The sequence below is a fragment of the Pseudomonas cremoris genome, from assembly GCF_014230465.1.
In genome coordinates, this window is sequence record NZ_JAAXCY010000007.1 from 99,110 (window position 1) to 124,882 (window position 25,773).

The 25,773-nt window shown below is 59.7% G+C and carries 19 protein-coding genes and 1 tRNA gene; 4 read left to right on the top strand and 16 right to left on the bottom strand.

Annotated elements, in window-relative coordinates:
• Positions 1 to 8 precede the first annotated feature (8 nt).
• The 11 genes from HF257_RS18500 to HF257_RS18550 form a co-directional block, all read right to left on the bottom strand.
• Positions 9 to 2,744 (bottom strand): malto-oligosyltrehalose synthase, encoded by a 2,736-nt coding sequence (locus HF257_RS18500; RefSeq protein WP_185705781.1) that lies wholly within the window; start codon positions 2,742 to 2,744, stop codon positions 9 to 11.
• Positions 2,741 to 4,825 carry a 4-alpha-glucanotransferase gene (gene malQ / locus HF257_RS18505; RefSeq protein WP_185705783.1) on the bottom strand — a complete coding sequence of 695 codons (2,085 nt, stop codon included), beginning with the start codon at positions 4,823 to 4,825 and terminating at the stop codon, positions 2,741 to 2,743. The genes HF257_RS18500 and malQ overlap by 4 nt, the downstream gene beginning before the upstream one ends.
• Positions 4,822 to 6,567: a malto-oligosyltrehalose trehalohydrolase gene (gene treZ, locus HF257_RS18510; RefSeq protein ID WP_185705786.1), complete on the bottom strand. Its 1,746-nt coding sequence runs from the start codon at positions 6,565 to 6,567 to the stop codon at positions 4,822 to 4,824. Before treZ ends, malQ begins: the two co-directional genes overlap by 4 nt.
• A gap of 20 nt (positions 6,568 to 6,587) precedes the next feature.
• A complete protein-coding gene (gene glgA, locus HF257_RS18515) occupies positions 6,588 to 8,141 on the bottom strand; it encodes a glycogen synthase GlgA (RefSeq protein ID WP_185705788.1) in 1,554 nt (517 codons plus the stop codon).
• A 504-nt stretch (positions 8,142 to 8,645) separates the two neighbouring features.
• A complete protein-coding gene (locus HF257_RS18520; protein WP_185705790.1) occupies positions 8,646 to 9,599 on the bottom strand; it encodes a D-2-hydroxyacid dehydrogenase family protein in 954 nt (317 codons plus the stop codon).
• Positions 9,600 to 9,625: 26 nt separating this feature from the next.
• Positions 9,626 to 10,627, bottom strand: a complete 1,002-nt coding sequence (locus HF257_RS18525; protein ID WP_185705792.1) for an alpha/beta fold hydrolase — start codon at positions 10,625 to 10,627, stop codon at positions 9,626 to 9,628.
• A gap of 44 nt (positions 10,628 to 10,671) precedes the next feature.
• Positions 10,672 to 11,115 (bottom strand): YqaA family protein, encoded by a 444-nt coding sequence (locus tag HF257_RS18530; RefSeq protein WP_185705794.1) that lies wholly within the window; start codon positions 11,113 to 11,115, stop codon positions 10,672 to 10,674.
• A gap of 3 nt (positions 11,116 to 11,118) precedes the next feature.
• Complete coding sequence (locus tag HF257_RS18535) at positions 11,119 to 11,565, bottom strand: DUF411 domain-containing protein (RefSeq protein WP_185705796.1); 447 nt, start codon at positions 11,563 to 11,565, stop codon at positions 11,119 to 11,121.
• Positions 11,566 to 11,665: 100 nt separating this feature from the next.
• On the bottom strand, positions 11,666 to 12,124 hold the full coding sequence (locus tag HF257_RS18540) for an SRPBCC family protein (RefSeq protein WP_185705798.1): 459 nt from the start codon (positions 12,122 to 12,124) through the stop codon (positions 11,666 to 11,668).
• Between the two features lie 80 nt (positions 12,125 to 12,204).
• Positions 12,205 to 14,199, bottom strand: a complete 1,995-nt coding sequence (locus HF257_RS33790) for a methyl-accepting chemotaxis protein (protein ID WP_185705800.1) — start codon at positions 14,197 to 14,199, stop codon at positions 12,205 to 12,207.
• 134 nt (positions 14,200 to 14,333) lie between these two features.
• Positions 14,334 to 15,329: an aldo/keto reductase gene (locus tag HF257_RS18550; RefSeq protein ID WP_185705802.1), complete on the bottom strand. Its 996-nt coding sequence runs from the start codon at positions 15,327 to 15,329 to the stop codon at positions 14,334 to 14,336.
• Positions 15,330 to 15,445: 116 nt separating this feature from the next.
• Between HF257_RS18550 and HF257_RS18555 the strand changes: the two genes are divergently transcribed.
• Complete coding sequence (locus tag HF257_RS18555) at positions 15,446 to 16,384, top strand: LysR family transcriptional regulator (protein ID WP_185705804.1); 939 nt, start codon at positions 15,446 to 15,448, stop codon at positions 16,382 to 16,384.
• Here HF257_RS18555 and HF257_RS18560 read toward each other — a convergent pair.
• Positions 16,371 to 19,931, bottom strand: a complete 3,561-nt coding sequence (locus tag HF257_RS18560) for a membrane-targeted effector domain-containing toxin (RefSeq protein WP_185705806.1) — start codon at positions 19,929 to 19,931, stop codon at positions 16,371 to 16,373. The genes HF257_RS18555 and HF257_RS18560 overlap by 14 nt on opposite strands.
• A 178-nt stretch (positions 19,932 to 20,109) precedes the next feature.
• Positions 20,110 to 20,250, bottom strand: coding sequence for a hypothetical protein (locus HF257_RS18565; protein WP_185705808.1), 141 nt, complete (start codon positions 20,248 to 20,250; stop codon positions 20,110 to 20,112).
• Positions 20,251 to 20,422: 172 nt separating this feature from the next.
• Between HF257_RS18565 and HF257_RS18570 the strand changes: the two genes are divergently transcribed.
• Entirely contained in the window at positions 20,423 to 20,611 is a 189-nt protein-coding gene (locus tag HF257_RS18570; protein WP_010210250.1) for a hypothetical protein, read from the top strand.
• Position 20,612: 1 nt separating this feature from the next.
• Here the strand turns inward: HF257_RS18570 and HF257_RS18575 are convergent, their stop codons facing one another.
• Entirely contained in the window at positions 20,613 to 20,993 is a 381-nt protein-coding gene (locus tag HF257_RS18575) for a fe2+ zn2+ uptake regulation protein (protein ID WP_185705810.1), read from the bottom strand.
• A 235-nt stretch (positions 20,994 to 21,228) separates the two neighbouring features.
• On the opposite strand from HF257_RS18575, the gene pvdQ reads away from it, so the two are divergent.
• Together pvdQ and HF257_RS18585 are read left to right on the top strand one after the other, a co-directional pair.
• Positions 21,229 to 23,517: a bifunctional acylase PvdQ gene (pvdQ, locus tag HF257_RS18580; RefSeq protein ID WP_185705812.1), complete on the top strand. Its 2,289-nt coding sequence runs from the start codon at positions 21,229 to 21,231 to the stop codon at positions 23,515 to 23,517.
• A gap of 212 nt (positions 23,518 to 23,729) precedes the next feature.
• Positions 23,730 to 23,803 (top strand) — tRNA-Cys (locus HF257_RS18585).
• 71 nt (positions 23,804 to 23,874) lie between these two features.
• On the opposite strand, the gene HF257_RS18590 is transcribed toward HF257_RS18585, so the two are convergent.
• Positions 23,875 to 24,417 (bottom strand): GNAT family N-acetyltransferase, encoded by a 543-nt coding sequence (locus HF257_RS18590; protein WP_185705814.1) that lies wholly within the window; start codon positions 24,415 to 24,417, stop codon positions 23,875 to 23,877.
• 4 nt (positions 24,418 to 24,421) lie between these two features.
• Entirely contained in the window at positions 24,422 to 25,732 is a 1,311-nt protein-coding gene (locus HF257_RS18595; protein ID WP_185712107.1) for a DUF6384 family protein, read from the bottom strand.
• Positions 25,733 to 25,773: the final 41 nt, after the last annotated feature.

Consider the following 25,773-nt stretch of genomic DNA (forward strand, 5'->3'; position numbering starts at 1 on the left):
AGAAAATTTCAGCTTTCTTGATCATCAGGATTGATAAAGACATTGACCGGGAAATCCCCCAGGGCAGTGCTGACCAACAGCTCCTTGTTTGGTGTGACTGCGCCCGTATGAAAAAGTCCCTTCCAGTTTTGTGTTGGCACGGCGAACGGTAATTTCACCCGAGTATCGCCCCAAACCTGCGCATTGATCTGGGGGTACACACCGTTTTCCAGCAAGTGATGGGGCCAGCGCGGCACCACCACCCACAGCGTTTTGCCTTGGTGCTCGCGACTGAACGCGACCACCCGTTCCGCATATTTTCCCACCACTTCCAGTGGTGTGTAGGTACCGCTGCGGAACACTTCGGGATAGGCCTTGCGCAAGGCCAACACCTGGGCAAGCAATGCCTGCTTGATACGCCCGTCACGCCAGTTGAACAACAGTTCACCGATATCCGGCGGGATATTCAACGCCTGTTGCCGCGCGTTGAAGCCCACCGGACGACGGTTGTCCGGGTCGACCAGGCTGAAGTCCCAGAACTCATCGCCCTGGTACAGGTCTGGCACACCCGGCACAGTGTTACGAAGCAAGGTTTGCGCCAGGCTGTTGAGCGCACCCGCTGGGGCGATGATTTGGGCGGCGTGGCCGATGGCCGTGCGCAGTGCGTGACCTGTGTCGCTGAGCAACAGGCGTGACAGGAAACCCTCGACACCTTGTTCATACGCCTCGTTGGGCGCGCTCCAGCTACTCTGCAACTTGGCTTCACGCAGGGCTTTTTGTTGCCACTGCCAGAGGCGCTGTTGGTAGCCGTCGAAGTCGTCTGTCTGGTCCAGCGGCCAACTGCCCAACAGCACTTGATACAGGATCAATTCATCGCCGGCCGACGGGCTGCCTTCGGCGCGCAACGGCTCGGCAAGGGTACGCCACTGCTCCACCTGCTCGACAAACCACGGTGCACATTCGCTGAGCACCGCCAGGCGTGCACGGGTGTCTTCGCCGCGTTTGTGGTCGTGGGTGGCAGTGGCCAGCAGGTTGTCCGGGAAGGTCTGCAAACGCTGTTGATTGACCGCGTGAAAATCCGCCAACGGCGCGCTGAACTGTTCGGTGCTGAACCCCACATCGTTACGCGACAACAGTACCGCCGAGCGATAGAACGCAGTGTCCTCCACGGCCTTGGCGGCGGCGGGCGAAGTCAGCTGCTGGAAGCGTACGCAGGCATGCTTGAGGATCTTGCGCTCGCGGCCCACCGGGCGATTGCGCCAGGGTTGGCCACCCAGCCAATTCGCCAGGTGGTCGAGCACCGGCCAGTCGCCTTCGCCCAGGGTGCTGCGTGCACCTTCCATGGCTTGCTGGAACAGTGCGTCGTCGGCGGCGCTGCGGCCACGGGCACTGATATAAGTGCGATACACCGGGAAGTGCACGATCAGTTCCTGCAACGCCCGACGGATCGCGCCCAACGTTAGATCGCGGGTCATCACGTCGTCGCGGGCCACTTGCAGCAGGGCTTGGGCGACGCTTTCAAAGTCGCCACCGAGGGAGCCATTGAGGATTTGCTGACGGGCCAACCGGGCCTCTTCGATAAACGCCGAGGGGCGTTCGCTGTGGCGTGTCCATAAGTCGGCCAGTGGTTCGAAGCCATCCGGATGATGTTGCAGCAACGACAGCTGGTTCATGAATTCGTAGCCGGTGGTGCCGTCCACTTGCCAGTCTTCACGCAGGGTTTCGCCTTCGCCGAGGATTTTCTCGACGAAGATCGGCAGGTGGCGGTCAGGCACCAGCGAATCCACGCGGCGGCGCAATTTGCGGCAATACCCACGTGGGTCGGCCAGTCCGTCGATATGGTCGATGCGCAGGCCATCCACCAGGCCTTCGCTGATCAATTCGAAGATCTTGCCGTGGGTGGCTTCGAACACCGCGCTGCGCTCCACGCGCAGGCCGCCCAGTTCGTTGACGTCGAAGAAGCGCCGCCAGTTGATATCGTCCGCCGCCGTGCGCCAACTGGCCAGGCGGTAGGCCTGTTGCTCCAGCAACCGATGCAGGCGGTCAAAGTCGAAGGCCGCCACTTGGTGCTCGATGGCTTGGCGCACATCGTCTTCGGTCGCGCGCTCGGCCAGCGCCTGTTTGAGCCACGCCGCCTCGTGGTAAGCGTCGTCCTGATAAGCCAGGGCGCTGAAACGCTCGGACAACGGCTTCAGTAATTCATCCTGACCCAGGATCTGCGCGTAATCCCTTGGACAGATCGGGAAGCGGTGCTCGTAGTGCTCGACATGAAACGCGCCTTGGCTGGCGTCGAAGCGCAGGGCCACGGTGCCGGTCTGCAACGCTTCGCCATAATCGCTACCCAGGAAGGGCATCAACAATTGGCCCTTGAGCAGCGGGTCGGGCGAGTGCCATTGGATGTCGAAGAACTCGCTGTAGGGACTCAACCGGCCCCATTCCAGCAGGTCCAGCCACCACGGGTTATCAGCGCCACCCACGGCCATATGGTTGGAGACGATATCGAGGATCAGCCCCATATCGTGTTCACGTAGCGCAGCCACCAGACGGCGTAATGCCGGCTCGCCGCCCAACTCCGGGTTGACACGGGTCGGGTCGACCACGTCGTAGCCGTGCATGGAGCCAGAACGAGCGCTGAGCAGTGGCGAGGCATACAGATGGCTGATACCCAGCTGGGCAAAGTACGGCACCAGCGGCACCGCATCGTCCAGGGTAAAACCCTTATGGAATTGCAGGCGTTGAGTGGCACGTAGCGGCAGCGCCTTCATCGGTCACGCTCGTGGGCCTGGTTGCGCGCAACGGCCAGCAGTTCGAGGCGGCGTGCGGCATTGTCATTGTCGAGCAGGGCAGAGGCCTCACCCGGCAGGCGGCGGCGCCAATTGGGATGCGTGTCGAGGGTGCCGGGCAGGTTGGCCTGTTCTTCGATGCCCAATGCATCTTCCAATGGCAGCAGTACCAGCGGCGCACGGGTGTGGCCGAGGTAGCGCACGCTGGCGTCGATCATATGGTCGGTTTCATTGCGGATCTCATCGACGAAGTTCTGCGGGTCTTGGCTTAGCGCCTGGCGCAGTGCCTGGCGTTCGCGCAGGCGGTGTTCGCTCCACTGTTCGACGGTGGGCGCATCGATCAGGCCTAGCTGGATATTCCATTCGATATCGCGGCTGTGCCACCACCCATTGAGGGTGGGCAGGTCGTGGGTGCTGGTGGTGGCCAGGGCGTTGTCCGGCCAATCGAGAATCGGCTTGAAATGACCCTCGTGGTTTTGTTCGAACAGCAGCACGCGCATGCCGAGAATCGAACGCGCGATCAGCTTTTCGCGCAGGCCGTCGGGCACGGTGCCGAGGTCTTCACCGAGCACAATCGCCTGGTGAAGATGGGATTCCAGCGCGAGCAAGCGCAGCAGGTCGTCCACCGGGTAATACAGGTAAGCGCCTTCACGTGGCGAGGCGTCCATGGGGATGACCCACAGGCGTTGCAGACCCATCACATGATCGATACGCAGGCCACCGGCATGCGCGAAATTGGCGCGCAGCATTTCGATGAAGGCACGAAAACCGTGGCGTTTCAGGCCTTCGGGGGAAAATGCCGAGATGCCCCAACCTTGCCCGGCACGGTTGAGAATATCCGGTGGTGCGCCCACGGTGAGGTTGGCGAGCAATTCATCCTGGCGACTCCAGGCCTGACTGCCACCACCATCGGCGCCCACCGCAAGGTCGGCGATCAGGCCGACGCCCATGCCGCTGCCCCGCGCCGCCTGTTGCGCACGGTCCAGGCAACGAGCGATCAGCCATTGGCAGAAGGCGAAGTAGCCAATCTGCTCGGCGTGCTCTTCGGCAAAATGCACGAGGGCAGGGCTTTGAGGGTTACGCCATTCTTCGGGCCAGTGGCGCCAGTCAAGGTCTTCACCGGCCGCTGCACGTAGCGCTTGGACGGCTTCGAAGCGGCAGTGGTTTTCCAGGGCTTCACCGCCTGCCTGGCGAAAGCTCAGGAAGTCGGCGTGTTGCGGGTGGTGGCCGTGGCGGAAGTCTTCATAGAGTGCACGCAGCAGGCGTTGCTTGGCCTGGGCAGCAGTGGGCCAATCAATCAGGGTGTGTTGTTCGAGGTTGTGTAGTTCGTCCGTGAGGCCGATGGCTTCAATGGCGTTACGCACTTCGCGTTCGCCGAGGATACAGCCCGGTGAGGCATACAGGCTGTTGAGAAACAGCCGGCTGGATGGGGAGTACGGGCTGTAACGCCCGGTGTCAGCGCTGAACATCGCGTGCATCGGGCTGATCGCCAAGGCATCGGCGCCGCGCTCGGCAGCCGAACGGGCCAGGTGTTCCAGCGCCAAGGTGTCACCGAAGCCACCATCGCCCAAGCGGCGCAGGGCATAGAGCTGGGCGCTGAGGCCCCATGCGCGGGCGGGGTGGCTGTCGACGGCTTCGGCGACGCTGTAGCAGTGAGTGGGGGCGACTGCCAACGTGAAGGTTTGCCCGTTGATATGCACTTGGTGGTAACCCAGCGCAACCACGCCGGGCAACACACCGTCGCTATCAAGCCGCAACTCAAGGGTGTCGCCGCCTTCCAGGGTGACCCGGCACTGCGTATCGGGCTCGAAGTAGCGGGCCAGGTCGAGGCCTTCGCCGCTGTCGATGGTCAATAGCGGCGGCAGGTGCTTGTCTTGTTGCGCCTGCTCCAGTTCCAACAGGCTGGCGTCGATCTCTGCATCGCTGTCGGCCGGGTGGCCCAGGCCTTTGAGAACGGCGCGCAAGGCGTCGGGTTTCACTCGTTGCGGGCGGCCGTTTGCGTCGATCCAATCGACGGCCAGGCCCGCTCGGCTGGCGAGGATTTCCAGGTTCGCTTCGCTCAAAGGTGCTCTCCAACAGGGGATAGGGTGACGCGTGCGCTATAGGCCGGCAGGTGTGCGCCTTGATGGGCAGGCGTTTCGAATAACACGTGTGCAGACGTTGGATGGTCCAACGCGGCGGCGCTCAGGTTCAGGTCGATCTGCAGAACGCTGCCGTCGCCCAGGCGCCAGCGCGCAGTGACGGCGCCGTCGGCCAGCACCCGCGCGCCCAGCGCCATGCTACCGGGCAGGTGCGGCACGATATGCCGGTGGCGCAGGCTTAATAGCTGGCGGTAAAGCCGGGTGTGTTCGCTGTCGGTAAACGACGGTGCAGAGTGTTGAAAGGTGGACAGGGCGTTGGGGTCGGGAATGCGTTCACGCCGCTCGGGGTCGTGGAACGCTGCAAAGTCGGCAAATTCGCTGCGCCGGCCTTCACGTACCGCTTCGGCGAGTTCGCCGTGATGATCTGTGAAGAATAAAAACGGTTCGCTGGCGTTCACTTCATCACCCATGAACATCAGCGGAATCATCGGCGACATCAGCAATAACGTGGTCGCCGCCGCAAGCGCCTGGGGTGAGCAGAGCTTGTGCAGGCGTTCGCCGAGGGCACGGTTGCCAATCTGGTCATGGTTCTGCAAGAACAGCACGAAAGCAGTGGGCGGAAGATGGCCGCTGGGCTCGCCACGGGTGTGCCCATGGCGGGTGGTATCGCCCTGGTAGATGAAACCCTCGCTTAGGCAAAGGGCCAGCTTGGCAGTGGTGTCGCTGGCGAAGTCACTGTAATAGGCGTCGGTCTCGCCGGTAAGCAGCACGTGCAGGGCGTTGTGGCCGTCGTCATTCCACTGCGCGTCAAAGTCGTGCTCCAGCAGGTTGGCCTGGTTGAATTCGTTTTCCAGCACCAGCCAGACGTGGCGGCCGATATCGACTTGCTGGCGTACCCGTTGGGCCAGTTCCTTGAGGAAATCGGGGTTATCGATGGCGTGTACTGCGTCCAGGCGCAGGCCGTCGAAGCGATACTCCAACAGCCACATGAGCGCGTTATCAAGAAAGAAATCGCGGACTTCCCGACGATCAAAATCGATGCCCGCGCCCCAAGGGGTGTGTACGTCTTCGCGGAAAAAGCCTTGGGCGTATTGACCCAGGTAGTTGCCGTCGGGGCCGAAGTGGTTGTAGACCACGTCGAGAATCACCGCCAGGCCATGTTCGTGGGCGCTGTCGATCAGGTGCTTGAGTTGCTCGGGTGTGCCGTAGGAGGCTTGGGGGGCGTAGGGCAGTACGCCGTCGTAGCCCCAGTTGCGCTCGCCGGGGAAGTGCGCCAGTGGCATCAGCTCAATGGCGGTGACGCCGAGCTCGGCCAAGCGTGGCAAGTGTTTTTCGACCCCGGCGTAGCCCCCCAGCGCGCCGACGTGCAGTTCATAGATCACCGCTTCGTGCCACGGGCGGCCTTGCCAATGGCTATGGCGCCAGGAATAAGCGAGCGGATCGACCACCACGCTCCAGCCGTGGACGTCCGAGGCCTGGGCTCGGGACGCCGGATCCGGAACATCCTGTTCCCCGTCGATATTGAAGCGGTAGCGCGTGCCCGCCGGGCACGCCAGTTCTGTTTCAAACCAGCCTTCCGGCTGGGGGAGCATGGCGACGGACTTGCCGTTTTCCAATTCAACGCTGACATAAAACGCGTCTGGCGCCCACAAGGCAAAACGCGTGTGTTGCGCGTCCAGCATGATTGCGCCGTGGGGCCAGGTTTCCAGAGTCCGTGACGGCATCTACAGAGACCTCCCTTGGATTATTTAGCGGATTTCCCCTGTGCTTTAACCACCAGTTGTTCATACAGTTCGGCGTAGGGTTCTACCGCCTGGCACCAGTTGAAGGGTTGGGTCATGGCACGGCAGCGCATGGCGTTGAGCAAACGCGGGAAGGCGAACACCTTGAACGCACGGCTCAGGGCTTCTTCATAACTTTCCACGGTGGATTCGTTAAACAGGAACCCGGTGACGCCATTCTCGATGGTGTCCGCCAGCCCGCCGGTATTGCGCGCTACCGGCAGCGAGCCGAAGCGTTGCGCGTACATCTGGCTCAAGCCGCAAGGCTCGTAGCGCGAGGGCATCAGCAGGAAGTCGCTGCCAGCGAACATACGGCGCGCGTCGGTCTCGTTGAAGCCGATGCGCACACCGACCTGGCCGGGGAAACGCAGGGCCAGTTCGCGCATGGCCTGTTCTTCTTCCGGCTCGCCACGGCCGATAATCGCGATCTGGCCGCCATTTTCGACGATAAAGCGGGCAACGGCTTCGGTCAGGTCCAAACCTTTCTGATAGACCAGGCGTGACACCACAGCGAACAGTGGGCCGGTGGAGTCATGCAGGCCAAACAGCTCGCGTACATGCGCGGCGTTGATCGCCTTGCCGTCCCAATCGCCGATGTTGAAGTTGTGGGTCAGGTGCGTGTCCGTCGAGGTCTCCCAGCTTTCATCGATACCGTTGGGAATACCGCTGAGCAAACCTTGCTGGGTCTTGCTGGCCAGGAAGCCATCAAGGCCACAGCCGAATTCCGGTGTGGTGATTTCCTGGGCGTAGGTAGCGCTCACGGTGGTGATATGGCTGGAGTACGCCATGCCAGCCTTGAGGAACGACATCTTGCCGTAGAACTCCATGCCTTCCTGTTGCAAGGCATGGGGTGGAATGCCCAGCTCCGGCGTCGAGGCCAGGCTGACCACGCCTTGGTACGCCAGGTTGTGGATGGTGAACAGGGTTGGGGTGCGTGACCCACGCCAGTGCATATAAGCGGGGGCGAGGCCTGCTGGCCAGTCATGGGCGTGCACCAGGTCCGGGCACCAGTGGATCTGTGCCAGGTTGGCGGCCATGTCGGCGGCGGCCAGGCCCAGGCGGGCGAAGCGAATGTGGTTGTCCGGCCAGTCGCGACCGTTGTTGGCGCCGTAGGGCGTGCCTTCGCGCTCGTAGAGTTCAGGGCAGATCAGTACATAAATGACCAGGCCGTCCTTGAGGTCCATGCGCCCGATCTTGCACGGCGGCAGCGCTGCATGGCCGCCCAGTTCGCCGATGATATGGATCGGGTTGTCGCTTTCCATCACTTGCGGGTAGCCGGGGATCAGCACGCGCACATCATGCAGGTGCGCCATGGCGCGGGGCAGGGCGGCAGAGACGTCGCCCAGGCCGCCGGTTTTCACCAGGTCGGCAAATTCCGAGGTCACAAACAGGACTTTTTTGCGATTAGGGTTCTGACTCGCGATCGGCCGCACAGTGGTGGGCAGGTCGACCAGTGAAGATCCCCCTACCGGCTGACTGACACGCTCTCCCTGAATATCTACAGCGGCACTGATCATAGTTCTCTCCCACATGTTGGTCGGCTAATGGCCCGCTGCCATCAGCTCCGATGACCGCATCCTGCGGCCAGGCGCACAAGCACTGTACAAACTGGCAAGGCGTATGCCAGTTGCACGGTTAGCTGAAAAAGATTGGATGGACGGGCATTGGGCGTGAACGCCGGCTGCTCGCCTTACCTTAAAACTGGACCTACGGCAGAGTTGGAAAGTTTCGATTTTTTGCGGGGTTTTTGTTTTCGATCGGACCCATCGGTCATCAGTCTAGGACAGATCCTAGAGCCTGTAGGGTTTGTGAGAAGATTTTGTAGGACAAAAAACTTGTAACCATATGCAGCTTTGAAAACATGCGTAGATTTGTAGTGAGCGGGCTTGCCCCGCGCTGGGGTGCGCAGCAGCCCCAATAGGGGCGCTGCGGTATTTCCAGAAAAACTGCGTTGCTTGGTTTGGGGGCGCTTTGCGCCCCAGCGCGGGGCGAGCCCGCTCACTACAAGGGCATTGCGTGCGTTAGGCAAGCACGCGAATGGGCGCGCCGTTGGCCCAGGCTTGGATGTCTTCGATCATCTGGGCGTAGAACTGCCGGTAGTTCTGCTCGCTCACATACCCCACGTGAGGTGTGGCCAACACGCTGGGCAGGCGGCGGAACGGGTGATTCGCGGGTAACGGCTCTTCGGCAAACACATCCAGTGCTGCGCCGGCCAGGCGGCCACTTTCCAGTGCCTGCACCAACGCTTGCTCATCCACAATCGGTCCGCGGGCGGTATTGACCAAACGAGCGCTTGGTTTCATCCAGCCCAACGCTTCGGCATCCACCAGGCCGCGGCTGCGGTCGCTGAGTACCAGGTGCACGGTGAGAATATCGGCCTGTTCAAACAGCTGTTTTTTGCTGACCCACGTCACGCCGGACTCGGCTGCGCGCTCCGGCGTGAGGTTTTCACTCCAGGCAATCACACGCATGCCGAACACGTGGGCGAATTGCGCGACCTTCTGACCGATGCTCCCCAACCCCAGGATCCCCAGCGTCTTGCCATGCAGGTCGCCCCCCAGTCCAACCTGCCAACCGCCGGCGCGCAGGGAATTGGCTTCCGCCAGCAGGTTACGGGTCGAGGCCATGATCAATGCCCAGGTCAGTTCCGGCGCTGCCTGTTTATAGCTGTCGGTACCGCAGACCGTAATGCCCAGTGCCTTGGCGGCGGGGAGGTCGATGGCTGCGTTGCGCATGCCTCCGGTCACCAGCAACTTGAGCTTGGGCAGTCCTTGCAACAAAGCCTTGCCGAAGGTGGAGCGCTCGCGCATCACGCAAATTACCTCGAACCCCTGCAAACGTTCGACCATCGTGGCAGTATCTGCCGGGTAGTCGTGCAGGAAATGCACCTGGCCTACCGACTCAAGGGCTGACCAGTCCACCACGCCACTGGCCACATTCTGCCAATCATCAATGACTGCGATCTGTACCGACATTTACGCGTGCCTCGAAAAAGGTTGGATTAAAGGGCGTTCAAACCCTGCAACAGCGCTTTATGGAACTGAGCCGGTTCTTCCATTTGCGGCGCATGCCCCAATCCCGGGAATTCCACCAGGGTTGCATGGGGGATCAGCTTGGCGGCTTGTTTGCCCAGTACCTCGTAGCGCCCCAACTTGGCCTTGACCGCCGGCGGCGCGATGTCGCTGCCGATGGCGGTGGTGTCGGACGTGCCGATCAACATCAGGGTTGGCATCTGCAAGTCCTTGAACTCGTAGTACACCGGCTGGGTGAAGATCATGTCGTAAATCAATGCCGAGTTCCACGCCACCTGGGTATGACCGGGGCCGCTGTTGAGGCCGGCGAGCATGTCGACCCAGCGCTCGTACTCGGGCTTCCAGCGGCCGACGTAATAGGTGTTGAGCTCATATTTGCGGATGCCGTCGGCGCTCAGTTTCAATTCACGCTCATACCACTGGTCCACACTGCGATAGGGCACGCCCAGGGCTTTCCAATCTTCCAGGCCGATGGGGTTCACCAGTGCAAGCTGTTCGGTTTGTGCGGGGTAGAGCAAAGCGTAGCGGGTGGCGAGCATGCCGCCGGTGGAGTGGCCGACAATCGTCGCTTTTTGAATGCCGAGCTTTTCCAGCAATTGATGGGTGTTGATGGCCAGTTGTTGGAAGCTGTATTGGTAATGGTCGGGCTTGCTGGAGGTGCAGAAACCGATTTGATCGGGCGCGATCACGCGGTAGCCAGCGTCGCTCAGGGCTTTGATCGAATCCTCCCAGGTGGCACCACAGAAGTTCTTGCCGTGCATCAGCACCACGCTGCGGCCGTTGGGTTTGCCTTTGGCGGGGACATCCATGTAGCCCATTTGCAGGGATTTGCCCTGGGATTGAAAGGCGAAGTGTTCGACGGGATAGGGGTATTGGAAGCCTTGCAGCTCGGGACCGTAACTGGCAGCGAAGGCAGGGGCGGCAGTGGCGGTTAGCAGGCCGGCAATACAAAAGGCACGGATCAGAGGCATCGGCAGGGCTCCGGGAAAGATGCTCGGATGCTGTTTCGGGGGGATTAAGCAGGGATTAACACCCAGTGCAGGGTCAAGGCTGCGAGCACGCCATAGCGCACGCTTTTGGCCAGGGTCACCAGGAGCAGGAACCGCCACAGTGGCTCGCGCATCACGCCAGCCACCAATGTCAGTGGGTCGCCGATAATCGGCACCCAACTGAGTAACAAGGTCCAGTGACCCCAACGGGCGTAGTGGCGGCGGGCTTTATCCAGTTGCTTGTCACTGACTGGAAACCAGCGCCGCCCCTTGAAGTGCTCCAGCCAGCGCCCCAGCCACCAGTTCACCACCGAACCCAGCACATTGCCCAAGGTGGCGATGCCCAGCAGTAGCCACAGGCTGTAGTGCCCGCTGACCAGCAGGCCCACCAGCACGGCTTCCGATTGCAGGGGCAATAAGGTCGCAGCGCCAAACGCCGCGACGAACAGCCCCAGGTAGCCCATCAGCACGGGTCAGTGGGCCGGGTAGTCGGCCACCACTACGTCTTTACCGTCACGCGTCAGGCCGATGACTTGGTAGGCCTCACTGCGACCTTCCACTTCCATCCCCGGCGAGCCCATGGGCATGCCCGGTGCGGCGACACCCAGCAGATCATCACGCTTGCGCAGGGCCAGCACTTGCTCGGCGGGTACATGGCCTTCAACGAACTTGCCGTCGATCACGGCGGTATGGCACGAACCCAGGCGTGGCGCTACGCCGAGGCGTTGCTTGACGACGCTCATGTCGGCTTCGACATGGTCATTGACCTTGAAACCGTTGCTTTCCAGATGGCTGATCCATTTTTTGCAGCAGCCACAGTTGGCGTCGCGGTGCACGTCGATGGGGATCAGGTCGGCGGCTTGGGCGAGGGTGGTGGTGAAAAGGGCGCAAAGCAGGGTCAATCGCAATGGGGTTTTCATGGGCTGGCTCTTGACGAGGGAGAGGTCATTCGGATCGGAGGCGATCATGACGACCTCATCGCAGGCAAGCCAGCTCCCACAGGGTGGTAATGTTTCAAGATTATACGAAAGGCGGGTTTTCCAGGCGGTGCTTGAGCTGATCCAACGCGATGGTCGAGAGTTCGATCATGCGCTCATGCAACGTGGCCAGTTGCAGTTCGGTTTCGTAGGTCAACACGCGTTTGAACAGCGTGCCGCCTTGATGCTCGCGCAAAAAGTAATGGATGGAGCCATCGACGGCCAATGAGGTAAACACAGTCTTGAATTCTGCAGGACGCCGGGCGACCTGCACGCGGTAACTCATGGGAACCCGCACGCCCAGCAGGTCAATGAACTCTGTAAATCGGGTGCCGGCGGGGAGTGAGCCGGTGGTGCCCGTGTCGGCACTGAGTGACGTGGGGTGCCACTCGTGCCAACGGTCCGGCTGGGTCACATAGTCATAAACGGCATCGATGGGGGCCTTGATAAAGCGTTCCTGGCTGATCCGCTCCAAGCGGACCGACTGCTCGGCTGCGCGCATGGCACACCTCCTTGTGGCGACTAGGAGTTGTCAGAATAGTCCTACTCCCGTGCTTTGCACGGGAGTGTTCCAGCCATTTATCAGCGCACCTTGAATCGACTCATCAATGAAATCACCCGACCGTTCGCCGCCAGCAGGCTTTGGGTATTGGTTTCAGTGGCGTGGCCGCTCTGCACCAGCTCCTCAACCATTTGTCGGATCTGCACCATGCTGCGGTTGATCTCCTCGGTCACTGCGCTCTGCTGTTCGGCGGCCGTGGCGATCTGGGTGCTGAGGTTATTGATATGGCTGACGGAGCCGGCCATCTCATCCAGCCCGCTGTTGACTCGCGCCGTGGCGTCCGCCGCAGACTGGCAACTGGCCTGGGTGTTTTCCATGGCCGCCACCGATGAGCTCACGCCCGTGGTCAGGCGTGCCAGCATCTCGTTGATTTGTGACGTGCTGGCCTGAGTGCGAGCGGCCAATGCGCGAACTTCATCGGCCACCACTGCAAAACCACGGCCTTGTTCGCCGGCGCGGGCCGCTTCGATGGCGGCATTGAGGGCAAGCAGGTTGGTCTGGCCGGCAATCGCGCCGATGACGCCGAGGGTTTCGGTGATGCGTGCAGCGTCCTGGCGCATGTTTTCAACGGTATGGGTTGCGCTGGACACTTCGCCGATCAATGCGCTGACGCTGCTGGACGCTTCACCCACTACCACGCGGGAACGGTCGGCATGCTCATTGGCACGCTGGGTGAAGGCTGCGGTTTCGGCGGCATTTTGCGCGACGGTGTCGGCGGTGGAGCTCATTTCGGTGATAGCGGTGACGGTCTGATCGGTTTCAGAGGCGTGGCGCACCAGGATGCGGTTGGTCTGTGCCGAGGTGTGTTGCAACTGCTCCAAGCCCGACGACATGGCGCCCGTGGCCTGGGTCACCTCGCCGATCATGTTCTGCAGGTAGACAATAAACCGGTTAACCGAGTGACCGATGGCTCCCAGTTCGTCTTCGGCGCGGATAGTAATGCGTCGCGTCAGGTCGGCGTCGCCGGCGGACAGCGCGTCGATATTGGTTTTCAACGATTGCATGCGCTGCATCAATTGGCGGATCGCATACGCCGCGAGCAGTACCAGCAGCAACACCATGGGAATTTGCAGCAGGGCCAGTGTGCCGAGCACGTCATCGCGCTGGGCGGTGATCAACGTAGTGGGCAGGGCGGTCGCAAGCAACCAGGGAGTGCCTTCGATGGGGCGCATATAGAACGTGCTGGCCACGCCGCCATTGTCGAACTCGCTGCGTTGCAGTGCCTGGTCGCGGTGGGCCAGGGCTTTGCTGACCTGGCCTGCAAATGCCGAGGTGCTCGTCAGTTCGCTGATGTTCTTCAACACCACCGGACCACTGATGCGCGAGCTGTTGCTGATGATCTTGCCGTCGCCTTCGACGATCAGCATTTGCCCGCCGATGTCTTTTTCCTTGCTGGCCACCAGGTCATTGAAGAAGCCCAGGGTCACGTCGATGGTGGCGACGCCATACGGCACGCCGTCGCGCTGGATGGCCATGGCGCAGTTGGTGCGTGGTTCCTGGCTGGCATCGTCTTTGTAAGCAGCGGCCCAGGCGCATTGGCCGCGCGGTGAGGCGAGCCCGCCTTTGTACCAGCTCTGGTCGTAATAATTAGGCGCAGGGTCGCTGTTCCAGAACGTATTAACGGCGAGCTTGCCCGAAGCGTCGCGGTGCCAGAACGTGCTGTGTTTGTTGCGCCCCGGCGTGCGTTGGTTCGGCAGCGGCCAGATACCTCCGCCGAAGACTTTCAACTCGCCGTATTGGTCGACCAGGCCGGGCAGGACCTTGTCGATGGCATCGCTGTCGAGCAGCGGGATGGTCTGGGTGATGCTGCGTTGCTGGGCCTGAACCTTGTTCAGTTCGCCCTGGATCTGTTCGGCCACTTCGGCGACGCGATTGAGCACCACCTGTTCTTCGGTTTGGCGCAGTTTGGGCGCGACCAATTGGCCGATACCCACCACGGTCAACACAAATAACACCAGGACGAACAGCACCAGAAACAATGTGTAACGGGCTTGGATAGAGCGCAGTGGGGGCATGAAGGGTCGTCCTTACGAAGCGTTTATTGTCGACGCGGCTGTGTTAGAGCTTCGTCGGGCTATCGGCTTGGCAAGGAGGAGCTTTAGGTACGTTCGTGCAAGAAAATAATGGCGCCTTTGCAGGCGCCTTCTTGCTAGATGTCGAGCATCGCCATCACGGCTTGCGGGTAGCGCAGGCCGGCGGTTGCGTCGGCGGGGAAGATCGCGTCCAGTGCCGCCAACTCTGTCGGGCTGAGGCTGACGGAGACGGCTGCTACGTTTTCTTCCAGGTACTTGCGTTGTTTGGTGCCGGGAATCGGGATGATGTAGTCGCCTTGCGCCAGCACCCACGCCAGTGCCAGTTGCCCGGCGGTGACGCCTTTGTCGTTTGCCAGGGTCTGGACTTGCTTCACCAATCGGAGATTCTTTGCGAAGTTCTCACCCTGGAAACGCGGACTGAATCGACGGTAATCGTCGGCCGCGAAGTCGTCCGGACTTTTCAACGCGCCGGTCAGAAAGCCCCGGCCCAGCGGGCTGTAGGGCACAAAGGCGATGCCCAGGCGTTGGCAGGTTGCGAGGCAGCCGTTGTCGTGTTGGTCGCGGCTCCACAACGAGTATTCGCTTTGCAAGGCGCTGATGGGGTGCACCTTGTGAGCACGCTCCAGTGTGGCAGCCGAGGCTTCGCTCAGGCCCAGGTAACGTACCTTGCCTTGTTGCACCAACTCGGCCATGGCGCCGACGGTTTCTTCGATGGCCACCTCGGGGTCGATGCGATGCTGGTAGTACAAATCCAGGGTTTCAATGCCCAGGCGTTGAAGGGTGCCGTCGATCGCGTTGCGGATGTACTCGGGGCGCCCGTTCACGCCGCGCAGCGCGGGGTTGGCCGGGTCGCGCACGATGCCGAATTTGCTGGCGAGGAACACCTGCTCACGCTTGCCGGCAAGGGCCTTGCCGATCAGTTGTTCGTTGGTGTGAGGGCCGTAGATGTCAGCGGTGTCGAGGAAATTGACGCCCAGTTCCAAGGCGCGGTGCAGGGTCGCGATGGCTTCTTTGGTGTCGCTGCCGGTGGTGTAGAAATCCGTCATGCCCATGCAGCCTAGGCCGATGGCGGAAACGAGAGGGCCGTTGGTACCGAGTTGACGCGTTTGCATGGGTTCAGCTCCTAGTGGATTAGGGCTTCATTGTTACCCTCGACAAAAACTGGGTAAACCGGCTAAAAGCACTATCACTATTTGTAAAATCTAAACAATCAATAAGGAGCCACTCCTTGGACCGCTTCAATGCGATGCGCGTTTTTACTCGGATTGTCGAACTGGGTGGGTTTGCCAAGGCTGCCGACAGTCTGCAAATGCCCCGCGCTTCAGTGACCATCCTGATCAAGCAACTGGAAGCGCACTTGGGTGTGCAACTGTTGCAGCGCACCACGCGCCAGGTCAGCCCAACGCTGGACGGCGCCGCGTATTACCAGCGTTGCGTGCGTTTGCTCACGGACCTGGAAGAGACCGAAGCGGTGTTTTCCACCCAGCGTCAAAACCCACGCGGGACCTTGAACATCAACATGCCGTCGGGGATAGGCCGTTTGATCGTGATTCCTGCGCTCCCTTTATTCACCGAGCGCTATCCGCAGATCGAGTTGGAGATAGGCCTAAACGACCATCCTGTCGATTTGATTCGCGAAGGCGTGGATTGCGTCTTACGGGGTGGCCTGGCGCTGGATGAGTCGTTGGTAGCGCGGCCATTAGCCATGATGGACCAGGTCACCTTGGCCAGCCCCGCTTACCTTGAACGCATAGGGCTCCCCGCATCGCTTGACGATCTGGCCCATCACGAAATGGTCGAGTACGTTTCCAGTACCAGTGGCAAGCGCTTTGGCCTGGAATTTCAGATAGGGGCAGAGCTGCGCGCTGTCAACCTGCCCAAACGTGTCGCGGTCAATAGTGCCGATGGTTACTTTGCCGCGTGCGCAGCCGGGTACGGTTTGATCCAGGCACCGTACTATCACGCGATGCGCCAACTGGAGGAGGGCACGCTGGTGCAAGTGTTGCCACACCAGGCGGTGCCCCAAATGGCACTGACGGCCCTGTATCCGCCTCACCGTCAGTTGTCACAGCGCGTGAGGGTGTTTGTCGACTGGCTTGTCGAGTTATGCGGCCAGCCGGGTAATGGGTTACGTCGCCAGGCGTGCGCTGAATCTACGGAGCTTTGACATAAATCCGCAGATCCCCCGGCTGATCGTGGGATGTCAGCGGTTTGGACGGATCGGGAGGCGTTGATTTGGGACCGAACCCAGAGCTGGGCGGTAAGTTTGTCTTGTTGTGCTCAAATACCCCAATGGCCGTACTGCGGGTCATTTCGGCAAGTCCCGGTACACCCTCCGATGTCTTCATGTGTGACATACCTACCAAGGCCACCCATTTCTCGCCGTTGGATGTCGACTCGATGGTCTTGGATGCGTAGTAGTTGAATTCCTCAAGTCGTCGTACAGAGCCATGTCCGGTGTGGGTTGCGCCGACGATATGTCTCACGTCTTTGTGACGCGTCAGGTAGTAGTGGTCAAGGGGGACGATCTCGATGCCGTTCAACTCAAGCTTGGCTTTCAGCTCGTCGAAGCTTGGGTGCCTACGGGGCCTGCGTGTCGCACCCAGCATGCTGATGCCGTCGTCTTGAAGCCCACCTGGCAGGTCCGGGCGAGAGAGCAACCCCTCAAAATACACGCGCTTTACACCGGATTTTTTTAGCGTGTCAGCGTTATCGAAAAGCGTCTTGAAACTGGCCATCTGATCGTGACGCTCTCCAAGCACTACACCATCGGAGGTCTTTAAGACATCGCTGAGCATAGTGGATGTCGGTATCGACGTAGGGACTAGCGGAATAACAGGGCGTGCCGGCGAGGTCTTCGCCACATCGTTGTAGTGGCTGCGCAAGTCGTCGTTGAACTTTTGCAGGGTGGCGTGCTTGGTGTCGGCCTTGAAATGATCCGCTTGCAGCTTACCTTTCATTTGCGCTGCGTATTCCCCTTGGGGCAGAGGCGTGCGTACACGTCCTGGGCGCGCACCCAAGTTGTAGGGCGTATGCCTCACACTGTGAGGGGCCAGGCTATTCGATTTGGGCGATTTGGGCTCAAGGGTGTACGCAGGATTGAAGTCATCTATAGGTGCTCCAAACGGTTGGTTTTTTACCTCGTCATAGGCATACCACCGGTGGTTATGGCGAACAGCCACGCCCTCCACGGTCTCATCTGCCACCTTAAACGTGCCGATTGATGCAACGCCGTGGTGTTTGCTGGCCTTTATCAGGTCGTAGCTGCCGGCTGTGCCTTTGAGGGTGTTGATGCCATCGGCCACCAGGGATAAACCCGTACTCCCTGCCACCTGCACTCCTCTGGCAACGGTGTTGGCAGCCCTCTTGGTCACCTTTACAGCCCCGACCAACAAATCCCCTACGCCATCCACGGGGTTAAGTGCGCCTATCGCGGCAACCCCAATGACTTTTGCCCCCTTGATAAATTTCGCGCCCGTCGAGATGGCGCTTGCCCCCACTTTCGCCAGTCTCGCAGCAGTGCCGGCTCCGGCGGTGACAAAACTGAAGATGTCCATGCCCAGGTCCAGTACGCCTTCTGCGTAGTTTCCGGATGAAAAGTTGACGATAGCGGACCTGAAGGGAATCAGATTGAGAAAAAACTCTCCGGCGTTCTTCTGGCTTTGTAGCTGTCTTTCATGGGCGGTTGAGCCTTCGGCTGCTTGCTTGATAGCTGCATTATCAACGTCCAGATGCTCGACAAAGGCGTCTGCGATCATGTTGCTGCGCAGGCTGGCAAAGCTATTGGGCGAGGTATCGCCTACCGGTTCGCTTTCGCTTTGTCGCGCCTGTCCGCCAACAACCGGATTGAAGGCTTCGCGTCGGCGTTCCAGATGCGCATCCTGCCAACTGGTTTCGACTAGGTTGATGTAGTTGTCCCGTCGTTTGATCGACAAGCTTTGGATGTCTATTTCATAAATCGTGCGCTGGCCCCCTTGCTCGACTTTGAAGCTCAACACCATGTCTTTGGAATCAAGCCGTTTTGGGACGTAGGTTGTGTCGTAGGCGGTTTCGTGGAAAAAACTGATCTTGCCATGCTCGATTTTTTTGCGGTCCTCCAACGGGAGTTGGGAAATAAGATGGCGGACAGTGGTGGAGAGCGCATTCTTGCGTGCGTCCATCGCAGTGGCGAACTGGCTGTTGAATGCGCCCAGAATACCCAGTGCCGGGCTCTGATTCAGCTTGTCGATCGGAATCCGCGGGTCGTCGGTTTTCCATTTACCCAACGTGCTGGCGCCCATGAACACGTCAAGCATGGAGTGAAAGCCCTCAGGTGGCAGATTAGGGTCGTACAGCGGCGTCAGGCCACTTTGTTTATGTGGTCGGTCCGGCAATAACACCGGCGCTTCGAACACACCGGGTTCGAGTTCGGGAAAGTGTGCCTTGAGTTTTTCCAGGGCCACTTGCCTACGTGTAGGCAGTTCGGTTTTGAGGACCTCGCTTGCTGTCAGACGTTGACTCTGTTGGTCATTGAACCTCGTCCGCACGACCTCAACTTCGGACGCGCTATAGGCTTCAGGCGACTGTCTGGAGATGATCCCGTTGGCAACGCCCCAATCGATTAACGCTGCGCGTTGCACCGACTCCGCGTCAGGGGTGTCGATCTGATCAGCGCGCTGCATGACTTGCGTAAATGTCATCTTCGAGGCTGTACCGGGCGCTTCGTCCTCCACTTTGGCCACCGCGATGCAGAAGTTGGCCCAGGCCTGACTGCCAGGCGCTACCTGATTCGGTACGTCCTTGACCAGGAACTGCGGTGCAACACGCCTGAGTAGTAGATGGGCGGCCATGTGCGCCGTGGCCTGGTTGGTTTTTCCGGTGACAACCAGGTGAGCTTTGAGAGCGTCGAACACCGCTGATGCGGGCTTGCCCCAATGCTGCGATTGCGCCAGGTCAAAACCAGCCACTGCATTTCTGTGCGGCCTCTCGATGGACTCGCGATCAAGCCCCAGATGGATCGCACTCAGTACATATTCGTATGTGCTGGCAGGCGTGCCTATACCGTTCAGATCCTTTTGGATGGCCAACCCCAAGGCTTCCCCTCTGGGCGAGGTGAGCAGCTTTTCAAGTGCCTTGTCTGGGTCGTTCAGGTCATCAGCCAGCAATGGCATGGCATCCAACAGATAGCCCAGGGCTCCCATGCGGGGGGCGGCAAGCGGAAGGCCTGGCAACATCGCTGTGTTGCAATCAAGCGTGTCGATGATTGTCCGCTGCTGCGCTGTGCTAAGCGGCAGCGGCCAGGAAAGAGCGCCGCCTGAGTTGCCTAGGACTGGTGCTAACGCTTTTTGATCCAGAGTGTCTCGCAGCGCGATAGCTTGGGTTTTGGTGCGAGGTATTTCGAAATCCAGTCGGGTGATGACCTCCGCCAGGTTTGGATCATTGACTCCTTCAACAGTGTAGGAAGAGCCTGGCTCGATCGGCATTTTCCAGTTGTTCAGCGCGCTGGAAATCACACTTTCAGACGTGGATTCGTTCCACAGAAGTGCAATGCCGCGTAAGTGATTGGCCAATGTATGCAGGTTTTTCTGATCCGCTGCGGCGAGTTTCAAGCCTGCGGTGGATGGGAAATTGCTGGAGGGCGGAGTTGGGGGCGGGCCATCACTGGCGAGGGTCGTCGTTTTTTCGAAGCTAGTGGCAAAAGTCGGAGTATCCGAGGGGATGGACGCTTTTATCATGGTGATGACTCGCAAGCGGGGTGCCCGATCATCCTTAGTGCTTATGCGGTCGACGCAATTCCTTAACGGGCGTCAGGTGTGTATCGCTTTTGGTGTAGCGCGTTCCTCTGGGTGTGTGTGGGCGCATTGCAGGCGTCCCGCTCCGTTTATACGGGACGTCTGTCAGATTAGGGCGTGATCAGCGATGGTAGTAGCCGGGGCCGCCACCGTCGTACCGGTGGTCATGCCAACCACCACCGCCACCATGAGGGAAAAAGAAGCAGCCGCTCATGCTCAACATGATCAGCAATGGAATCAGCAGTGTGATTCGACGGAACATTTCAAAATCCTCCAGGGTTCTCACAGGGTCTATCAGGCGCGGGACAAGCCAAATTTTTTCATCGCCTGTAACATGAGACCCTGCCGACCCTGCGTCATCCCCTTCACTGGGTATGTGCTTGGCATGTTCGGCGATACAAGGTGGATACATTCTTCAGGTTCAGGAACCCGTCATGACTCAAAAGCAACGTTTGAAATATTCGATTCTGATTGCCCTGGCTGTACTGGCGACGATGTTTGGCCTGTCCTACTTGCAGAACACTGGGGTTATCAGCGAGAAGACGTTCCAGACCATCGCCATTGCTGTCGCGGTGGTCGTGGTTGTGATCAACGGCATCATGCGTCGTAAAGTCAAACTCTGACTCAGTCGCGACCGTCGAGCACTTTGGCAGCCTCTTCATGGAGGCTGTAGCTTTTATCCGCGTTGAGGGTGATCACACCCTCGCTGCACAGGCGTTTGAGCACCTCGCGCACGCTGAGAAACGACAACGGAATGCCCAGCTCCAGCAAATGGCTGTGCACACCGCGCACCCCGAGGGTGCGCTGGTTGTCGGCAGCGGTGAGCAAGGCGTCGATGACCTTCAGCCGAATCAGGCTGGTGCGCAAACCGAAACACTTGAGCAAATGGCGAATACGCTGGTTGCCTTGCTGTTCGGGCGCTTTGCCGAACGTTTGTGTGCCGCTGCCGAACTTGGCATCGGCGGCCGGTGAATGTCCATCCATGGGCAGTTGCGAGTTGTACATGCAAAAACTCCTTATCAGAGCCTGATCAGGAAAATGAGTGCTCTTAGTTAATAAGACGAACGAGCGAGCGAAATCATGAAGTGCCGGATGTAGAAATTTTGTCGGTATCGGTTTTGTCACACCAGGATCGCCTTAAATAAACGGTCATCACCGCTAAATTGTTCCCGGTTTTTTGCGTCCTTACGGTGGGGGAATTACCCCAGGTGAGGATGTTCAATTTGACTGTGGAGTCGGCGTGATTATTTCCAACGGGTTGTCCAGGGTGTGTGTGGCGGGGATGTTGCTGGGATTGAGCCTGGCCGCATCGGCGCGGGAGTCGGTGACGCAGGCGTCGGCCGATATCCGCCGTACCAGTTTCGGCGTGCCGCATATCCGCGCCAGCGATGAGCGGGGCCTGGGCTTTGGCATTGGTTACGCGTATGCCCAGGACAACCTGTGCCTGTTGGCCAATGAAGTGGTCACGGTGAACGGTGAGCGTGCACGTTACTTCGGCCCCGAGCAGGCCACACTGGAAGAACGCAACAACTTGGCCAGTGATGTGTTCTTCACCTGGCTCAATACCCCGGACGCCGTGGCGGCGTTCTGGAGCGCGCAAACCCCACAGATCCGCCAGCGCATCGAAGGTTATGTGGCCGGTTACAACCGTTACCTGAAAGAGCAGGGCGCACCGGCGCAATGCCAGGCCGTCTGGGTGCGGCCACTGGTAACCGGGGATCTGGTGAAGTTGACCCGCCGGTTGCTGGTCGAGGGTGGTGTTGGCCAATTCGCAGAAGCGTTGGTCGGCGCGAAGCCACCACAGGCAACCGCAGGTGTAGAACCCAGCCTGAAGTCCTTTGAACTGGCTGCCGCCAATCAACAGCGTTTTAGTTTTGATCGTGGTAGCAACGCCGTTGCGGTAGGCCGTGACCGCTCATTCAATGGTCGCGGAATGCTATTGGCCAACCCGCACTTTCCGTGGCTGGGCGGCATGCGCTTTTATGAGATGCACCTGACTATCCCAGGTAAGTTGGACGTGATGGGGGCCGCGTTGCCGGGCTTGCCAGTGATCAATATCGGCTTCAACCAGCATGTGGCATGGACCCATACGGTCGACACGTCCAAGCACTTCACCCTGTATCGCTTGACCCTCGACCCCAAGGACTCCACGCGCTACCTGCTCGACGGAAAATCCTTACCGCTGGATAAAACCACGGTAACCGTACAGGTCAAGGGCGCTGACGGCAGCCTCAAGCCACAATCCCACACTGTCTATAGCTCGCAGTTCGGCCCAGTGGTGCAATGGCCTGGCAAGCTCGATTGGGACAGCCACTACGCCTTCAGCCTGCGTGACGCCAACCTGGGCAACGATCGCGTGCTGCAGCAGTGGTACGCAATGAACCGCGCCGCCAGCCTCAAGGAACTGCAAACCTCAGTGCACACTCTGCAAGGCATCCCGTGGGTCAACACCCTGGCGGCCGATGACCGGGGCCAGAGCCTGTACATGAACCTGTCGGTAGTGCCCAACGTCAGCGAGGCCAAGCTGGCGCGATGCAGCGACCCGCGGGCGGGCCTGCAAATGATCGTGCTCGACGGCGCCCGCAGCGCCTGTGCCTGGGATATCGACCCGAGTGCCGCCCAGGCCGGGATCTTCCCCGCCGATAAATTGCCGCAGCTGGAACGTACCGACTACGTGCAGCACTCCAATGACTCGGCATGGTTGGCCAACCCCAAGGCGCCATTGGCCGGGTTCTCCCCGGTGATCAGCCAGGACAACATCGCCCTTGGGCCACGCGCACGTTTCGCCCTGCAACGGTTGCAGTCCCTCGACAAACAACCTATCGGCGTGAGCGACCTGCAAAGCATGGTAATGGACAACGAGGTATACCTGGCTGGCCAAGTCATGCCTGACCTGCTGGAATTCTGCGCCAAGCACCTGGGCACTGATGCCGCCGCGTTGCAGCCACTGTGCACCAGCTTGAAAAACTGGGACCAGCGCGCCAACCTCGACAGCGGCCTGGGCCTGGTGCACTTCATCAACCTGGCGAAACAGCTGCGACAAATCCCCGATGCCTGGCGCGTCGCCTTCGATCCGGCGCAACCGTTGACCACGCCACGCGGCCTGGCCATCGACCGCGAGCCTGTGGCCAAGGCCTTGCGCGAAGCCATGCTGGCCTCCACCGCCGACGTCGCCAAACGTGGCCTTACCGCCAACAGCACCTGGGGCGACATCCAAGTCAGCGGCCAAACCCCCATCCACGGCGGCCCGCAGGAACTTGGCATCTACAACGCCATGCAAACCGTGCCCCGCGCAGATGGCAAACGTGAAGTCATCAGCGGTAGCAGCTACCTGCAAATCGTCACCTTCGACGACAAAGGCCCGCATGCCCAAGGCCTGCTCGCGTTCTCCTTGTCCAGCAACCCAGCCTCCCAACACGCCAAGGACCAAACCCACGCTTTCTCCCAGAAAAAGCTGAGCCCGCTGCCGTTCACCGAAGCGCAGATCAAGGCCGATCCGCAGTACCAGCTGCAACGGATCAAGGAGTAGGGCAGGTGCGCAACCCCTTGATGCCAATACGAAATATTTTTGAAATCAAGGGGTTGCACGCTTTGGCAAATACGTACATAATGGCGCCCATCGAACGCAACGAAGCATTAAAAACTTCAATGTATTCAATGATTTATAGTAGAGGCAGGGTTTTATAGCCCGCTCAAGTTTTTATGCGGTGAGTGTCAGTTGTTTGGACATTGATCGTTTGAGGCCGAGTAGCAAAATGGTTATGCAGCGGATTGCAAATCCGCCTACGCCGGTTCGATTCCGACCTCGGCCTCCACTCTTGAAAACCCCGTAGATCAACGTCTACGGGGTTTTTTATTGCGCGCAGGATAAGCGGGCGTAGCGCTATTATTTCGGCGGTTCCAGCCGTAGCCCCATTCCCACCATCCCGATTTCCGTCAAATCCGTGCTGAAAGGAATCTCCCCCAGCGCTCGGAAACCAACTGCCTCATAGAAGCGCTGGGCATTTGCGTTGCTCTTGAGTACGTCCAGCCACAGCAGGCGTTCCCCACGCTGCACGGCACGATGGCTGATGAATTGAAGCAACTGCTTTCCATACCCCAGCCCTGCGGCTGATTTGAGGAAGTAGATTTTTTGCAGTTCGGCACCCATTTCACCCGTGATGGGAGCAGGTGTTGACCAATTGACTTTGGAAAAACCCACTACCCCCGAGTCTTCGTCCGAAGCGATCAGCCACAGGTGGCGCTCGGTTGATTCCAGCGACGATTGCAGCATGCTGGGCGCAAAGTCCTGATCGAGAAACGCCTGCAGCCCGGCGGGCGACCATATTTGGGCAAAGTGCTGCCGGTAGGTCTCGCAGCCGACGTCGCGGAGTGCATCAAGGTCGGCTATTGTCGCTTCGCGAATGTAGAGCTTATTTTTAAAACTCATTAAATCACCACGTTAACAGCGCTTCTTCGGGATGAATCACTCGCTGATTAAACTGAACATCCATTCGGTTGGCTGGCTTGCTTCCCACCACCTGCGTGACGGGATACGCGTCCTTTGCATACTCACCCTTAACCCGCAAAAATTCCGCGCGCGAAACGCGGATGGCAAAGCGTTTGGTCCATTGGGTCTCGCCTGTCACGCTATCGGTGATCGGCAATTTGGTGGCGATGTAGCTTTCATCGAGGGCCTGGACGATGAGGTACCAGCGGTTGTTTCGTTCAACCCAGGGGTCGGTCCCCAGTCTGTCGATGACCGAGAGGGTGAGGTGCGACGTGGCCACTTTCAGCGAATCGCTCAGGCTGTCGAGTGTTTCCTCTGCCTGCTGCTCATCGAAGTGGTTCAGGTGGTTTTTGGCACGCGCTACCAGTTCATAAAAACCTTTCTTCTCGTTTTCTGGCACGGCGATGTCGGCGATGGCCTGGTTCAGCGGTGCGAACCTGACGGTCAATGGTTCGAGTGGCTGGGTCTTTTGTAGCGCTTCTTCCAGCAGCACGATTTGCTGTTCGGCATTGTCGATGCCCAGCGTATCGGCATTGGCCAGTGCATCGTCAGCTTTGGCTGCCTGTATCGCGAGTGCGTTGAACACGTCAATTGCAGCGAGGTAGGCCGGCTTTTTTTGCATGCGCACCAAGCGTTCGCGTGTGTTGAAGATTGCCAGGCTCTGGTTCAGGGCCTGTTCGCTTTGGCGCAGTAAGGGGTTTACCTGCGCCGGCTCGGCGACAAGAGGCGCAGCCTGGTTCAGCCACTCGTCAGCACGGGTGAGCAATCGCTCTGCGCCGGGTTCGTGCCGTGCTGAAAGGAATTGTTGGGTCGACCTGAGGCGGGCTTTCAAGGCCCGCCACTCGGACTGGCGCTCTACAGTCTCGGCGTCAAGCACAAGGGCGGCCTGGCGCGTCTGACCATACGCGGTAAACATCCGCGCGCCTTGTACCGCCAATGCTCCAACGATCACGCACAGCATTATCAGAAGGACCCAGCGCCGATTGAGCAGCGCTGTACTCACCCAGCCGTTGAGCATTCCCTGGGGCGGCGCGTCGAAGGTCAAGCGCTTGTCGAAAAACTCGCGTACACCCTGGTCGATCTGGGCATCGGTGAACGCGATACCGTTGTTCTGGTAATACTCGCGGATGCGCGCGGCGACGGCGGTGCGTCGCTGCGGCATGTTCAGGTGTTCTTCCACCTCCATCTGCTGGTGACGCAACTGGTCCACCAAGGCCATGGCGCCTAGTTGTTCGGAGAGCAGCGATTTGCTCATCAAGCGTCCTTTCGTGATGGTTACGGCAAAGGACGCAAGTA